Here is a 14,880-nt window from a genome sequence, read left to right on the forward strand (position 1 = left end):
CGAAGTCGCGTCAACCGGCGGCGACGAAAACGCGGGAGGCCACCTCTCGGGGGAGGCGGACGCGGTCGCCGTAGCGGTCGACCGAGACGCCGTCCCGCTCCTGGGCGACGTTCACCGTGGCGCCTGGGTCAACCCCGGCGGCGTGCAGCTGGCGCAGCACGTCCGCGTTGCTTTGGAGGCTCTCGCAGATCCGCCGGACCACGACCGCGCCGGAGAGACCGGGGAACGCCAGGTTGCGCTCCCCCTCGGCGGGCTCCGTGGCGGAGGGGTCCGCCGATCCCAGCGCCTCCAACCCGGGAATCGGGTTGCCGTACGGCGAGCGGGTCGGGCGGTTGAGCAGGTCGTAGACCCGCTGCTCGACAGCGTCGCTCATGACGTGCTCCCAGCGGCAGGCCTCCTCGTGGGCCTCCTCGTAGGGCATGCCGATCACGTTGACCAGCAGCAGCTCCGCCAGTCGGTGTTTGCGCATCACGGAGACGGCCGCGTCGCGGCCGGTGTCGGTGAGCGTGAGGTGGCGGTCGCCCTCAACGGTGAGCAGGCCGTCCCGCTCCATCCGGGCGACGGTCTGGCTGACCGTGGGACCGCTCTGGCGCAGCCGCTCGGCGATGCGGGCACGCAGCGGCGGCACACCCTCCTCCTCGAGCTCGAGGATGGTCCGTAGGTACATCTCGGTCGTGTCGACCAGTGAGTGCGCGATGATCTCAATCACCCGTTAACGAGAAACAAATCGGACGGCAAGTGTCTCACGCAGGACCCCCACTCATCCACGTGACCCGCTACCGCAGGTTGTGGTTGACCATGGCAGTTCCCGATCCGATCTGGGGTTACGCGGTCGCCCGGCCCTCAGGTTCGGCGTGAGGTACGTCGATGTTACCCACACCGAAGGCGCCGGTCGCCGAGGCCCAACCCGTGGGCGTGAGCTGGACGCAGGGACACGTATGCCAGATCAGCATGAACTTCACCCGTTCCGTCTTCGACGGCATCCCCAACCTGCTGTCAAGGTCAAGTCCGGCCCGAGGGCACTCTCCGTGTTCGGGTTTACGATAATTAGGGAGTCACGATGACGATTTCGACACGGCGGGTGATCGCCGCCCTCGCCGGGGCGACGGCACTCATCCCGCTGTCCGCCTGCGCCACCGCGGACCCGACCGAGGAGCGGCCGCCCGGCGCGGTGACCGTCGGTACCTCAGCCGCTGCGGACCTGAGCCACGAGTTCCGGCAGCTGGAAGAGAGGTTCGACGCTCGGCTAGGGATCTACGCGGTCGACACCGGCACCGGTCGGACGGTCCGCTACCAGGCCAACGAGCGGTTCGCCTACGGCTCGACCTACAAGGCACTGGCCGCCGCCGAGGTCCTCGACGCGACCACCGACGCCGAACTGGACCAGGTGGTGCGGTACTCGGCGGACGATCTGGTGGACTACTCGCCGATCACTAAGCAACACGTCGCCGAGGGCATGACGTTGCGGGCCATCGCCGACGCCGCCGTTCGCTACAGCGACAACACCGCCGGCAACCTGCTGCTGGAGCACCTCGGTGGGCCAGAGCGGTTCGAGCAGGAACTGAAGGGGATCGGCGACAACGTCACCGACGCGGCTCGCTACGAGACCGAACTCAACGAGGCGACCCCGGGCGACCCACGAGACACCAGCACCGCCCGAGCCCTGACCGAGGACCTGCGGGAGTACGCCGTTGACGACGCCCTCGAACCCACCGACCGCGACATCCTCAACGCCTGGTTGCGGGGCAACACCACCGGTGGGGAGCTGATCCGCGCCGCCGTCCCCGACGGTTGGGTGGTTGGGGACAAGACCGGAGCGGCCGGGTACGGCACCCGCAACGACATCGCGGTGATCTGGCCGCCGGACCGCGCGCCGATCGTCCTCGCCGTGCTGTCCACCCGGGACGAGCCGGACGCCAGCTTCGACAACGCTCTCATCGTCGAAGCCGCCGAGGAGGTCATCGCCCAGCTGGGAACCTAACCCCACCAGGGCGGGGCGCCCGTGCGCAGGTAGCCGTGCAGCACCCGCGCGACATGCGCCATGGTCGCCTCGCTCCCCGGCTGCGCGACGGCGGGTACCCGGGAGGCGGTCAATGCGGCGACCGCGTACGACTGCCCGTCGGCGTGGTCCACCACCCCCACCTCGTGGCGCAGATGCAGCAGGGTGCCGGTCTTCGAGGACCAGCGCGCGGCGTCGGAGGTGAAGTCGGGTGCGAGTCGATGCCGGAGCACGTTGTCGGCCATCAGCTCGCGGACCCGGGCGGCGGTGGTCTCGCCGATCGCCGTGGGCCGCCAGAGGGCGTGTAGCAGGTCAACGAAGGCCCGGGCCGACCCGGCGTTGGCGCGGGTGACGTCGAGTTGGGCGACCGGGTGGCCGCTCCCGGCGGTCGCGGCGCCGATGGCGAGAGCCTGGGCCAGGTGCGCCTCATCGGGGCGGAGCCGTTCCCGCGGCGTGTCGGTGAGGTCACTGATCCGGTGTCGTACGGCGATGCCCTCGATGCGGAGTCGCCGCAGCTCGGCGGCGACCGCGGCCGGTGGGGTGCGGTCGAACAGTGCATCGGCGGCGATCCCGTCGCTGATGGCGATGCTCAGGTAGAGCAGGTCGTCCAGGGCGATCCGGGCCGGGTGGCGAAACCGGCTCAGCCCGGTGGTGCCCGGTGTGGTGACCAGTCCGGGTGCGACGTCGACCGGCATCGCCGGGTCGAGCTCCCCGCGCGCCACCCGTTCCAGGACAGCTACTGCCAGCGGCACCTTCACCAGCGATGCCGCCGGAAAGGGGACATCCGCGTCGAGGCCGATCTCGTCGCCGGTGTCGAGGTTGCGGACGAGGAAAGCGCCGTGCAGCCCCGCCTCCTCGAGGAGTTCGCGCGCGTTGCGCAGCACGGCGGAGACACTCATCTCGGCTCCCCGGTCGACGGCTTGGCCGGCACCTGGTCCCCGGCGGGTTCCCGAGGGCCGGCCGGGGCGCCCAGGCAGCGGGCGATGTCCGAGTGCAGGGCGGTACGCAGCTGTTCGAGGTCCTGGTGTGCGCCGGCGGCGATGTCGTAGCCGCGTTGGAGCCGGGGATCAGCCAGGATGCACCAGTGCAGCCCGAACTCCTCGGCCTGCTGTGGCGAACAGAGCAGCAGGTCAGGCGAGCTGAGGGCGTGGGCGGCGGCATCGACCAGGGATGGCGTGACCGCCACCTGGGTCGGTGCCAGACCGACGGCCTGGCCGGTACGGGTCAGCGGGTCCCGCAGGTGCGCGACGTCGTCCTCGGGTTGGATGAGGATCCGTCGTCGCGCCGCAGCGCCGGTTCGGCCGGCGCGCAGGGTCTCCAGGAACACCATCCGGGTGGGGAAGGCGGTCCGGGAGGCCAGCCCGAGCGGCACCCGCCACACCGCCGCCTCGGCCGGCACGGCGACGATCCCGGCGCTGACCTCCAAGGTCCGGCAGAGCTGTTCGCGCCCTGCTGGGTCGGCCGGCCGTACCTCCAGCTGGGTCCGTTGCCGCCGCCCGGCGGCCACCAGGGCGGCTAGGCGGTGCGGTGGGCAACTGTCGGGTACGGCGAGTCGCAGTGGGCGCAACCGAGCCTGCTCGGCGTCCTCGGTCATCGCGTCGGCGAGGTCGACCAGGCGGCGTGCCGTGCGCAGCATGTCCTGCCCGAACGGCGTCAACCGGACCGCCCGGGACGACCGGTCGAAGAGCCGGGCACCGAAGTGCTCCTCCAGGGCGGCGATGCGCCGGCTGGCCACCGACTGGGGAATTCCCGCCGCGGCGGCACCGGAGGTGAAGCTGCCGTGGCCGCTGACGGCCACGAAGGCCCGGCAGGCCGCCACCACATCCACCCGCCGATTCTATGCATGTGGATGGTGTTGACTGGGCGTCATGTCCGGTACCGAAAACCTGCTGGTCGAGGTAGACCAGCTCGCCGCCGAGATGCGCGGTGACGACCCGCCGACCCTGCTCGACGTCCGCTGGCGCCTGACCGGCCCACCCGGGCGCGCCGACTACGCCGCCGGGCACCTGCCCGGGGCGGTCTTCGTCGACCTGGACACCGAACTGTGCGGCCCGCCCGGCGCCGCCGGCCGGCACCCGCTACCCGAACCCGCCGCCCTCCAGGCCGCGCTGCGGGCCGCCGGCGTCCGGACCGGGCACCCGGTCGTGGTCTACGACGGTGGGGACGGCATGGCCGCCGCCCGCGCCTGGTGGACGCTGCGCTGGGCCGGTCACCGGTCCGTACGCCTGCTGCACGGCGGCCACCCCGCCTGGGTGGCGGCGGGGCTGCCCACCTCCACGGAGACACCCACCCCGAGCCCCGGCGACGTTGCGGTGCACCCCGGCGCGCTGCCGGTGCTGGTCGCGGCCGAGGCCGCCCGGCTGGCCGCGGCCGAGACGGGGACGCTGGTGGACGTCCGCGCCGCACCGCGCTACCGGGGGGAGACCGAGCCGGTCGATCCGGTTGCCGGGCACGTGCCGGGTGCGGTCAACCTGCCGGCACCGGAGTACGTGACCGAGGGCCGTTTCCCGGCGGCCGACGTGCTGCGGGAGCGGTTCGCCGCCGCCGGAGTGGACACCGCCGAGCCGGTCGGCGTCTACTGTGGCTCCGGCGTTACCGCCGCGCAGGCGGCTTTCGCCCTGCACCTTGCCGGTCGCCCGGATGTCGCCCTCTACGTCGGGTCCTGGAGCAACTGGGTCGCCGACCCGTCCCGTCCCGTCGCGGTCGGGCAGGAACCCGGAACCACCCCGGCCTGACCGCGGTCCCCAAGGCGCCGGCGCGGCGACCCAGGTCGCGGCTGGCCGCTCACATTTTTCGGGTACTGGCTGCCCATGCCGCGCGACACCGGCGGCGTGGGCAGCGCGTACGACGGGCCGGCGGAGTCCCCGTGCGACGATAGGCCCATGTCGGACGACACAGTGGTGGTGTGGGACGAGACGCTGCTCTCCTACGACCTCGGCGACCACCCCCTCGACCCGGTACGGGTCGAGCTGACCGTCGCGCTCGCCCGAGAGCTGGGTGTGCTCGGGCGTCCCGGGGTACGGCTGGTCGAGCCGAAGCCCGCCGACGACGAACTGCTGACCCGGGTGCACGACCCGGCCTACCTGGCAGCCGTGCGAGCTGCCCCGCAGGATCCGCTCGGCACCGGGTTCGGGCTGGGCACCCCGGATAATCCGGTCTTTGCGCAGATGCACGAGGCCAGCGCGTTGGTCACCGGGGCCACCGTCGCGGCGGCAGAGGCGGTCTGGCGGGGCACAGCGCGTCGGGCGGTCAACGTGGCGGGCGGGCTGCACCACGCGATGCCCGACCGCGCCGCCGGCTTCTGCGTCTACAACGATCCCGCCGTGGCCATCGCCCACCTGCTCGACCTAGGCGCGCGCCGGATCGCCTACGTCGATGTGGACGTGCACCACGGCGACGGGGTGCAACAGGTCTTCTGGGACGACCCCCGGGTGCTCACGGTGAGCCTGCACGAGACTCCACTCGCGCTCTTCCCGGGCACCGGGTTTCCCGACGAGACCGGCGGTGCGCAGGCCCAGGGCACCGCGGTCAACGTGCCGCTGCCACCGGGGGTCGAGGACGCCGGCTGGCAGCGGGCGTTCCACGCGATCGTGCCGTCGGTGCTGCGCGCGTTCCAGCCGGAGATCCTGGTCACCCAGTGCGGCGCGGACGCGCACCGGCTCGACCCCCTGGCTGACCTGCGCCTGTCGGTGGACGGGCAGCGTGCCACCTACCTCGCTTTACGGGCGCTCGCCGACGAGCTCTGCGCGGGCCGCTGGGTCGCCACCGGTGGCGGGGGATACGCGTTGGTCGAGGTCGTGCCCCGGGCCTGGACCCACCTGCTCGCGGTGGCCACCGGTGAACCGCTCGCGCCGGCGACCCTCTGTCCGCCCGCCTGGCGTGAGCTCGCTCAGGTCCGCCGTCCGGGGCAGGAGGTGCCGTTGCGGATGACCGACGACGTCAACCCGTCGTACGAGTCGTGGCAGCCCTCCGGGGAGCCGAACTCGGTGGACCGGGCCATCGTGGCCGCCCGCAAGGCGGTGTTCCCGCTGCTCGGGCTCGACCCGTACGACCCGCGCGACTAGGGCCCGTGTCGAGTCACCCGCCGGTCGCGCCGACCTTCGACGACACCGGAGCGAACGTGGCCGGGAGGAAGGACGCTCGCGTGACCACAGGTGACGTGAAAACAGGTGAACAGCCGGCGGACGTGCTGCTCAGCGACGGCACCACCGTCCAGCTGCGGCCGATCCGGCCAGCGGACGCACCGGGCATCGTCGCCATGCACTCGCGTTTCTCCGAGCGCACCCGCTACCTGCGCTACTTCTCGCCGTACCCCCGGATTCCCGAGCGCGACCTGCGGCGGTTCGTCAACGTCGACCACCACGACCGGGAGGCGTTCGTCGTGCTGGTCAGCGACCAGATCGTCGCGGTCGGCCGGTACGAGCGGCTGGGGCCAGCCGCCACCGAAGCCGAGGTCGCCTTCGTGGTCGAGGACGCCTACCAGGGCCGGGGCATCGGATCGGTGCTGTTGGAGCACCTCGCCGACGCGGCCCGGCGGGTCGGCATCCCGACCTTCGTGGCGGAGGTGCTGCCGGCCAACAACGCGATGCTCCGGGTCTTCGCCGACTTCGGCTATCAGGTGCGGCGTCAGTTCGCCGACGGCGTCGTGCACCTGAGCTTCCCGATCGCGCCGACCGAGGCGACCCTTGAGGTGCAGCGGGGCCGCGAGCACCGTACCGAGGCCCGGTCGGTCGCCCGGCTGCTCGCACCCCGGGGAATCGCCTGCTACGGCGCCAGCGCCACCGGGCAGGGAGTCGGGGCGGCGGTCCTCGGGCACCTGCGCGACTACGGGTTCACCGGTGCGGTGGTGCCGGTGCATCCGAGCGCGCGAATGGTGGCCGGGCTCCCCGCATACCCGTCGGCCGCCGAGGCAGGCCTGCCGATCGACCTGGCGGTGGTGGCGGTGCCGCCGGCGGCGGTGGAGACGGTCGTCGCCGATGCGGCCGCCGCTGGAGCGCACGGCCTAGTCGTGATCAGCGCGGGTTTCGCCGAGGCCGGTGCGGACGGCGCGGTCGCCCAGCGCCGGCTGGTTCGGGCGGCGCACGCGGTGGGCATGCGGATCATCGGCCCGAACTGCTTGGGGATGGCGAACACCAGCGCCGAGGTACGCCTGAACGCCACGCTGGCCCCGCGGTTGCCGGTCCCCGGTCGAGTTGGGCTGTTCAGCCAGTCCGGTGCGTTCGGAGTGGCGCTGCTGGCCGAGGTGGAGCGGCGGGGACTGGGGCTGTCCAGCTTCGTGTCGGCCGGGAACCGGGCCGACGTCTCCGGCAACGACCTGTTGCAGTACTGGCAGGACGACCCGAACACCGATGTGATCCTGCTGTACCTGGAGACCTTCGGTAATCCCCGCAAGTTCGCCCGACTGGCCCGGGGGATCGGACGGGAGAAACCGATCGTCGCGCTGGCGCCGTCGACCCACGTATCCGGCCCCGCCGCGCCGGGTCCGGACGAGGCCGCGGTCAGCGCTCTCTTCGCCCAGTCCGGGGTGATCCGGGTGGCCACCGTCGCCGAACTGCTCGATGTCGGCGTGCTGCTGGCCAACCAGCCGCTGCCCGCCGGCGATCGGGTGGGGATCGTCGGTAACTCCTCGGCGTTGACCGGGTTGGCCGCCTCCGCCGCCACCGCCATGGGCCTCACCGTCGCCGACAGCTACCCGCGCGATGTCGGGCCAGACGCCGGGGCGGCCGACTTCGCCAGCGCCCTCGGCGCCGCCGTGGCCGACGACGGGGTGGACGCGTTGGTGGCGGTCTTCGCCCCGCCGCTGCCGGGTCAGCTGCCCGACACCGAGACTGACTTCACCTCGGCGCTGCCCGCGGTGCTTGCCGGCGGCAAGCCCACCGTGGCGACGTTCCTGGCCGGACGCGCCCCGTCCGGGGTGCCCGCGTACCCGAGCGTGGAGGAGGCGGTGCGTGCCCTGGGGCAGGTCACCGCGTACGCCGGGTGGCTACGTCGCCCCACCGGCACGCACCCGGAACTGGTGGACGTGGACCGGAACGCGGCCCAGGCGGCACTGCGGCCGGAGGCGTTCGACCCGGCCGGGCTACTCGCGGCGTACGGAATCAACGTGGTCGATTCGGTGCTGGTGGCGTCGGAGCAGGAGGCCGTCGCGGCGGCGCGAAAGCTGGGATACCCGGTGGCGATCAAGGCCGCCGCCCCCGGTCTGCGGCACCGACTGGACCTTGGCGCGGTCCGCCTTGACCTGCCCGACAAGGCGCGGGTACGACGCGCGTACGCCAAAATGGCGGCGGAGTTTGGGGCGGACGTCCTGGTCCAGCCGATGGTTCCGCCCGGAGTGGCCTGTGTGGTGGAGCTGGTGGAGGACCCGGCGTTCGGGCCGGTGGTGGGCTTCGGTGTGGGGGGTGTCGCCACCGAGCTGCTCGGCGACCGGGCCTGGCGGGCGGTGCCGTTGACCGACCGCGACGCCGCGGAGTTGGTGGACGAGCCCCGCGCGGCCCCACTGCTGCGCGGCCATCGTGGAGCGGCGCCGGTGGACCGGAGCGCCCTGGCCCAGTTGCTACTGCGGGTCGGGCGGCTCGCCGACGAGCAGCCGCGGGCCCGCACCCTGACGCTGAACCCGGTGCTGGCCCGGCCGGACGGCCTGTCGGTGCTGCACGCCACCGTACGGCTCGGTTCCGCTACCGTTCGCCCCGACACCGGCCCCCGCCGGCTGTGACGCGCCGCCGCGCGGCGTGGCCTTGACGCTTCCGGAGCTGGTCGCGCGGGTCAGCAGGCGTACGCCTCCAGGCGCTGGGCCCGCTCCGGGGAACGGAGCTTGTGCAGGGTCCCCTTCTCGATCTGGCGGATCCGCTCCCGGGAGAGGCCGAATTCCCGACCGACCTCGTCCAGGGTGCGCTGCCGCCCGTCGTCCAGCCCGAACCGGAGCCGGATCACCGCCTGCTCCCGCTGGGAGAGGGTGGCGAGCACCCCCCGCATCTCCTGGCGCAACTCGCCGCAGCTGGCGGCGTCCTCGGTCCTGGCCGTCGGGTCCACCGCGGCGACGAAGTCGCCGAGCGGGCTCTCGCCGTCCTCGCCGACGGTCTGGTCCAGGCTCACCGGCTCCCGGTCGTAGGAGATCAGCTCGATCACCTGGATCTCCGGGATGTCCAACGCCCGCGCCACCTCCGCGACCGTGGGTTCGCGACCCAACGCGACCGACAGCTCGCGCCGGGTCCGCACCATGCGGTTGACCTGCTCGACCATGTGTACCGGGATGCGGATGGCGCGGGCCTGGTCGGCCATGGCGCGGGTGATGGCCTGGCGGATCCACCAGGTGGCGTAGGTGGAGAACTTGTAGCCCTTGGTGTAGTCGAACTTCTCGACGGCGCGGATCAGGCCGAGGTTGCCTTCCTGGATCAGGTCGAGGAAGGCCATCCCGCGGCCGGTGTAGCGCTTGGCGATGCTGACGACTAGGCGGAGGTTCGCCTCCAGCAGATGGTCCTTCGCCGCGCGCCCCTCGGCGGCGACGAGCTCCAGGTCAGCACGGAGTACGACGGAGACCGGTGTGCAGGTGGCCAGCTTGGTCGCGGCGAAGAGCCCGGCCTCGATCCGGCGGGACAGTTCGACCTCCTGGGCGGCGGTCAGCAGCTTCGTCCGACCGATTCCCTGAAGGTAGGCCCGGACCAGATCGGTGGAGACACCGCGTTCGTCAGTGGCATCCAGATCGGTGAGGGTGTCGGCGCCGCTGGTGGGGCGTATCCCGTGATCCATCATCTGCAGAGCCATCTTTCGTCTCCCCGTATCCACGTCTGTGCCGTGAGCCGGCGCGTTCCGCCGGTTGACAATCAGCTTGGTGCGTGGGGCGTGAAACGGGGGTGAGGTGCGATCCCCGGCGGGGCCGGATCCGGAGTGCTCGTGGTCACACCCAACCTTCTCGGGCGGCGTACCAACCGAGCTGCATCCGGGACGCCGCCCCGGCGAGGTCCATCAGGTGGCGCAGCCGCCGCTGCAGGGTGCGCAGCGACAGACCGAGCTGGCTGGCCACGACCGGGTCGGTGAGCCCGGCCAGGAGCAGGGTCAGGATCTGGCGGTCCAGGTCGGTTGGGCCGTCGGCGTCGGAGTCTTCGCTCAACGTGCCGTCCACCGACAGGGTCAACGGGTGGGCACATCGCCACACGGCTTCGAACAGCGCGTCCATCGCGGCCAGCAGTCCGGTGCGATGTAGCAGCACCGCACCGGGCTCGCCCTCGGTTGTGGCGGTCAACGGGACCAGTGCCAGCGCGGCGTCAGCGATGATCAGCTTGATCGGTAGTGCCTCCGTCACCCGGATCTGCACACCGTCGCGCAGGGACTCCAGGGTCTCCGCGACCACGCCGGGCTCGGCCAGCGCCGGGCGGTCGATCACCACCCGGAACCGTACGCCCTGTCGTGCTGCCACCGACTCCACGGTGTTGGCACCCGGTGGTACCGCGACGAAGGGAGGGGTGACGAAGCTGCGAACCTCCCGCCGGGCGGCGTGTTGCACCTGGGCGAACCGGTGCCGGATGGCGTCAACCCCGGTGATCACCTCGATCAGTTCGCCGAGGGAGCGTTCCGCGCTCGCGCCGCGGTACTCCTCGGCGAGCGTGACGAGGGCCAACTCCGCGGCGCGCAGCGCGGACTGCTGCTCGCCGATCAGCGCCCCGAGCGCGACCGCGGGCGGTGCCACTGAGAACGCTTCCTCCGATGCCTGCTTGGTCAGGCCGCGGTCGGTGAGGCGGGACAGCGCCGCCGCCACGCCCGAGACGGGCATCCGCAGGGCGTCGGCGAGCTCGACCGGTCCGGCCTGACCCTGCCGGACCAGCAGGCGGTAGATCGCCTCGTCGTCGGGGCTGAATCCCAACACGCCCAGCATGAGTGGCTTCCTCCCTCGGCCCGCTGCGGCATGGCGGGCATGCGCCACCCGGATCCACCTGGAACGGTCGTCCGCGCTGGCCGGAGGCCCCGGCGGGGTCCCCGGACGATACCGGTCCGGGGGCCCCACCGGCCACCTCACCGCAGCCCGTAGGCGCGGATGAGTTCTTGCCGGATGGCGAAGCCGGCGTCGGTTTCGGCGGCGGCGCGTACGGAAATGAAGCCGTCGGGTTGTTCCGGCAGTTTCAGGGTTGCGGTGTGGCGGTCGTTGTCGCCCTGTTTGAGGGTGATGGGTTGCCAGGTGGTGCCGTCGTCGTAGGAGACCTCAAGCTCCACCGAGGTGATGGTGCCGGCACCGGTAGTACCGGGTCGTGGTCCGGCGGTGATGCTGATTTCTTGGTGGCTGCCGGCCTCGACGTCGCCCCGCAGGTCGGTTTCCAGCTCGTAGTCGAGTTGGAGCAGCGGGATGGGGACCGGGTCGGCTGGGGGAGCCGAGTTGGTGCTGGAGATGAAGTCCCACTCGGTGTGGGTACGGGTCGACAGCCGCCACTCGTCGGCCGGGCGGGACGCGTCCAGCACCAGCCGGTAGGGCAGCGTGCCGGCCGGCACCTTCCTCAACCCCAGCGAAGCGTGCCGGGTGTTCTCGAACAGGAGGTTGTCGCCCTGGTAGAGCTTCAGGTGCGTCGGCACCACGCGGTACGGGTAGAAACCACCGTGTTCAAGCACGGAGCCCGACGGGCTCCACGTCTGCACCTCGACGCTCATGGTGTCGCCGGCTCGATTGTTCTGCGCACTGCCGTCGGTCCGGCCAAAGGCTGGCCGGACAGCGGGTGCGAACCAGTCCACCGTGGTGGTTGACCCCAACTCGTACGAGTTGCGGTGGGAGGCGTCGGTCCAGAAGCGTTGCTGATGGGTTTCGCGCCACTCGATTCCCGGGGTGACCCATTCGGTGCGGGTGCCGGGGTACCACTCCGGCTCGGGGCTCCCATAGGAGATGGCGAAGGTCAGGTCGTTGCGGTAGCCGTAACCTTCGGTCTCCTGAACGGCGTGGTATCGGGCATCGATGCGGGCGAGGTCGCTGTGCCTCGGGTGGTAGGTGAGCGGCTGGTCCGGCACCTGGTCCCGCCAGACCTGGACCAGGTCGTAGATGGTGTCGGGGTACTGCTCCTGGCTAACCTTCAGCGGCGGCACGCCGTGTTCGGCCAATTTGATCAGGATGTTTCCGATGTCACGGTGGATGCTGGCAACGGGAATGGGTGCTTTAACAGGAATGGGTGATTCGCCGACCCACTCGTAGAGGATTCCCGGGTTGTCGTTGACGATCAGGAGGAGTGCGACTCCGGCGGCTACCGCGGCAGCGGCCTGGTCGGCCGGGCTGATGTCGTCGCTGCGTTTGATGACGGCGATTTTGCCTTCGGCGTCGAGGTCGGTGTAGTCCTCGGGGGTGCCGGTGCCGGCGTAGACGGGGCGGAGCCACTGATTGCCGGTGGTGATCGTGCTGCCGGGTTGGACGACGGCGTCGATGGGGAGCAGGCCGAGGGCGCGCAGGCTCAGGACCGGCTCACCCTTGCGCCAGCGGGCCCCCAGGTCGAATGAGCTTTCGCTGCCCTTCTCAGTTGGCAGGACGTACAGGTCGTCGTACCGAGGCGGAACCTCGTAGCCATAGTGGAAGGGTTTGTAGTCGGGGTGCTCAAGGGTGAAGCTGAGTTGGCGCTGCCGGTCTTCCGTGGCATGCGGGGTCTGGGTGTCGAGTAGCTGGGCCTGGCTCGCGTCCAGTATCACCTCGGCCGGCTTGTCGAGGACGGTCTCGGGGGCGACCAGCAGGGCGAGGCCCAACGAGTCACTCCGCTCTCCGGCGACCTCCAGCTCGGCGTAAATAGTGTAGAAACCCGGCGGAAGCCGTAGCGTCCGCTCGCCATCCACGTCGGTGTATCCAGGGAATGGATAATCTGTCGTCTTTACGAAAACGGTAGCGCTGGTGGGTTCGCCGTTGTGGTCGCGGAGTTTGATGGTGAGGTCGTAGCGTTCGTCTTCTTTGATGAGGCCGAGGCTGGTGCGGGTGATGGTTTCACCGGTGCTGGGGTTGGTGCCGATGAGGTAGCCGGTGTGTTCGCCGACATCGGCTGCCGTTGGGTCGCCGGTTACCGGGACGTCTATTTGGCCTTCGGCGGGGACGGTGACGGTGGGGGTGTCGGTGGTGAATGCCTCGTTGCCGGTGGTGGTGAGGTTGAGGGTGACGGGTGTGGTGCTGGTGTTGGTGAGGGTGACCGACTTGGTGACGGGGGTGTCGGTGGGTTGGTGTGGCCAGTCGAAGTAGCCGAAGTAGACGGAGCCGGTGGCTCGTACGGTGGTGTTGACTGCGGCGGCGATGTCGAGGCGGCCGGTGCCGACCTGGTATGCGCTGTAGGTGTCGGCTAGGCCCTCGGTGCTGCTCGTGAGGGCGGTTTTGAGTTGTTGGCCGGTCCAGTTGGGGTGTTGTTGGGCGAGGATGGCGGCGGCTCCGGCGACGTGTGGGGTGGCCATGGAGGTGCCGTCGAGGCTGTGGTACATGCCGTCGCCAGTGCTGTGTTGGGAGCGGGCGGCGTTGATGGCGACGCCCGGGGCGGTGAGGTCGGGCTTGAGTGCGCCGGTGCGGGCGAGGGGTCCGACGCTGGAGAAGCCGGCGAGTTGGTCCTGTTTGTCGACGGCGCCGACAGTGAGGGCACTTTCGGCGGTGCCAGGCGAGCCGATCAGGCCGGAGTTGTTGCCGGCGGCGACGACGAAGAGGGTGTCGTGCTGCGCGGAGAGGCTTTCCACCGCGAGGGCCATCGGGTCGAGTCCGTCGGCTTGGCCACCGCCGAGGCTCATGTTGATGATGTCGGCGCCGGATTCGGCAGCCCACTGCATGCCGGCGATGATCCAGGAGTCGTAGCCGTACCCGTTGTTGTTGAGGACTTTGCCGATGATCAGGTCGGCTGCGGGTGCGACGCCGGTGTTGTCGCCGTTGGAGGCTGCGCCGGTGCCGGCGATGGTGGAGGCGACGTGGGTGCCGTGTCCGTTGACGTCGGTGGTGTCTTCGTCGGGGACGAAGCTGACGCTGTCTTGGATTTGATCCACGAGGTCGGGGTGGGTGGGGTCGATACCGGTGTCGAGGACGGCGACGGTGGTGCCGTCGCCGTCGTAGCCGGCGTCCCAGGCTTCGGGGGCGCCGATTTGGGGGACGCTGTCGGCGAGGTCGGCGTGGACTTGGCCGTCGAGCCAGATTTTCGCGGCGTTGGTGCTTTCGCGGATCGCGTCGGAACCGGACCCGGAGCCGGAGGTGGTGGCCTTGGTGGTGAGGGTGGTCCAGAGGGTGCGGGTGTCTTTCTTGTTGGTGGTGAGGGCGTGGCCGTTGATGGCGGGTAGGTCGTGGGTGAGGGTGGCGCCGGCCGGTGCGGCGGTGGTGCGGGTGCTGGTGTCGGGGTAGGTGGCGATCAGCGGTAGTTCACTGGTGTGGGCGTCGTCGTAGCCCATGTCGATGAGGTCGGTGACGTTGAACAGTCGCTGGTCGAGTCGGTCGTCGGCGAGCAGTGGTTTGGCTTCGTCGGGTAGGACGTAGAGGTCGTCGCCGTGTTCTCGGATGCTGAAGCCGCCGGTGGTGTCGTCGGGCTGGTCGACCTCGGCGATGGTTCTGCCGTCGGGGAAGGTGCGGACGGTGACGACGTCGCCGGTGACCAGGGTGACGGTGTGCGCCTCCGGGGCGACGCCCGGTGTGGCGACCGGGTGCGTGTCGATGTTCGTGCCCGGGTCTGCGGCTGACGAGGGTGAGTCGGCGGTTGCGGCGTTCGGATCGATCGTGGTGATTGCGGTTGCGATCATCCCGGCGGCCAGGGCTGCGGCGAGTAGTCGTCGCGGTGATCCGCCAGCAGCGAAAGGGGTTGAAGAATAAGACATGTGCGTACCTCCACTGTCAATCCCCTGGAATCGTGGAGGGCTCCGTTATGCGGCCTGGGCCTTCAGGGCGCGGGTCTCTGATCGTTCGTAGTCGATGGGGG

The 14,880-nt window shown here is 70.7% G+C and carries 10 protein-coding genes; 4 read left to right on the top strand and 6 right to left on the bottom strand.

The features are described 5' to 3' along the window. Positions 1-10: 10 nt before the first annotated feature. Positions 11-709, bottom strand: coding sequence for a metal-dependent transcriptional regulator (locus SALPAC2_RS0123580; RefSeq protein WP_018219090.1), 699 nt, complete (start codon positions 707-709; stop codon positions 11-13). 351 nt (positions 710-1,060) lie between these two features. Here SALPAC2_RS0123580 and bla point away from each other — a divergent pair, with 351 nt between their 5' ends. Next, complete coding sequence (bla, locus tag SALPAC2_RS0123590) at positions 1,061-1,981, top strand: class A beta-lactamase (RefSeq protein ID WP_018219092.1); 921 nt, start codon at positions 1,061-1,063, stop codon at positions 1,979-1,981. Here the strand turns inward: bla and SALPAC2_RS0123595 are convergent. Both SALPAC2_RS0123595 and SALPAC2_RS0123600 read right to left on the bottom strand, forming a co-directional pair. Beyond that, on the bottom strand, positions 1,978-2,898 hold the full coding sequence (locus tag SALPAC2_RS0123595; protein ID WP_018219093.1) for a serine hydrolase: 921 nt from the start codon (positions 2,896-2,898) through the stop codon (positions 1,978-1,980). The two genes, bla and SALPAC2_RS0123595, sit on opposite strands and share 4 nt — an antisense overlap. Beyond that, the gene (locus tag SALPAC2_RS0123600; protein ID WP_018219094.1) at positions 2,895-3,827 is read right to left on the bottom strand and encodes a LysR family transcriptional regulator; all 933 of its coding nucleotides are present in this window, start codon (positions 3,825-3,827) and stop codon (positions 2,895-2,897) included. The genes SALPAC2_RS0123595 and SALPAC2_RS0123600 overlap by 4 nt, the downstream gene beginning before the upstream one ends. Before the next feature lie 40 nt (positions 3,828-3,867). Here SALPAC2_RS0123600 and SALPAC2_RS0123605 point away from each other — a divergent pair, with 40 nt between their 5' ends. The 3 genes from SALPAC2_RS0123605 (at position 3,868) to SALPAC2_RS0123615 (ending at position 8,711) form a co-directional block, all read left to right on the top strand. Further along, entirely contained in the window at positions 3,868-4,734 is an 867-nt protein-coding gene (locus SALPAC2_RS0123605) for a sulfurtransferase (RefSeq protein ID WP_018219095.1), read from the top strand. A gap of 147 nt (positions 4,735-4,881) precedes the next feature. Beyond that, positions 4,882-6,063, top strand: a complete 1,182-nt coding sequence (locus tag SALPAC2_RS0123610) for an acetoin utilization protein AcuC (RefSeq protein WP_018219096.1) — start codon at positions 4,882-4,884, stop codon at positions 6,061-6,063. Positions 6,064-6,119: 56 nt separating this feature from the next. Then, positions 6,120-8,711 (top strand): bifunctional acetate--CoA ligase family protein/GNAT family N-acetyltransferase, encoded by a 2,592-nt coding sequence (locus SALPAC2_RS0123615; protein ID WP_080637021.1) that lies wholly within the window; start codon positions 6,120-6,122, stop codon positions 8,709-8,711. A 50-nt stretch (positions 8,712-8,761) separates the two neighbouring features. Here the strand turns inward: SALPAC2_RS0123615 and sigB are convergent, their stop codons facing one another. The 3 genes from sigB to SALPAC2_RS0123630 form a co-directional block, all read right to left on the bottom strand. Then, positions 8,762-9,760 (bottom strand): RNA polymerase sigma factor SigB, encoded by a 999-nt coding sequence (gene sigB, locus SALPAC2_RS0123620; RefSeq protein WP_018219098.1) that lies wholly within the window; start codon positions 9,758-9,760, stop codon positions 8,762-8,764. Positions 9,761-9,893: 133 nt separating this feature from the next. Beyond that, complete coding sequence (locus tag SALPAC2_RS0123625) at positions 9,894-10,868, bottom strand: hypothetical protein (protein WP_018219099.1); 975 nt, start codon at positions 10,866-10,868, stop codon at positions 9,894-9,896. 137 nt (positions 10,869-11,005) lie between these two features. Further along, positions 11,006-14,779 carry a S8 family peptidase gene (locus tag SALPAC2_RS0123630; protein ID WP_033775321.1) on the bottom strand — a complete coding sequence of 1,258 codons (3,774 nt, stop codon included), beginning with the start codon at positions 14,777-14,779 and terminating at the stop codon, positions 11,006-11,008. Positions 14,780-14,880 lie beyond the last annotated feature (101 nt).

This window comes from Salinispora vitiensis (assembly GCF_000378825.1).
Classification (GTDB): Bacteria; Actinomycetota; Actinomycetes; order Mycobacteriales; family Micromonosporaceae; genus Micromonospora; species Micromonospora vitiensis.

What these genes read in the sequence shown, in the direction of transcription:
- bla (WP_018219092.1), top strand. Translation starts at nt 1,061, where the DNA reads ATGACGATTTCGACACGGCGGGTGATCGCCGCCCTCGCCGGGGCGACG.
- SALPAC2_RS0123595 (WP_018219093.1), bottom strand. Translation starts at nt 2,898, where the DNA reads ATGAGTGTCTCCGCCGTGCTGCGCAACGCGCGCGAACTCCTCGAGGAG.
- SALPAC2_RS0123605 (WP_018219095.1), top strand. Translation starts at nt 3,868, where the DNA reads ATGTCCGGTACCGAAAACCTGCTGGTCGAGGTAGACCAGCTCGCCGCC.
- SALPAC2_RS0123610 (WP_018219096.1), top strand. Translation starts at nt 4,882, where the DNA reads ATGTCGGACGACACAGTGGTGGTGTGGGACGAGACGCTGCTCTCCTAC.
- sigB (WP_018219098.1), bottom strand. Translation starts at nt 9,760, where the DNA reads ATGGCTCTGCAGATGATGGATCACGGGATACGCCCCACCAGCGGCGCC.
- SALPAC2_RS0123625 (WP_018219099.1), bottom strand. Translation starts at nt 10,868, where the DNA reads ATGCTGGGCGTGTTGGGATTCAGCCCCGACGACGAGGCGATCTACCGC.
- SALPAC2_RS0123630 (WP_033775321.1), bottom strand. Translation starts at nt 14,779, where the DNA reads ATGTCTTATTCTTCAACCCCTTTCGCTGCTGGCGGATCACCGCGACGA.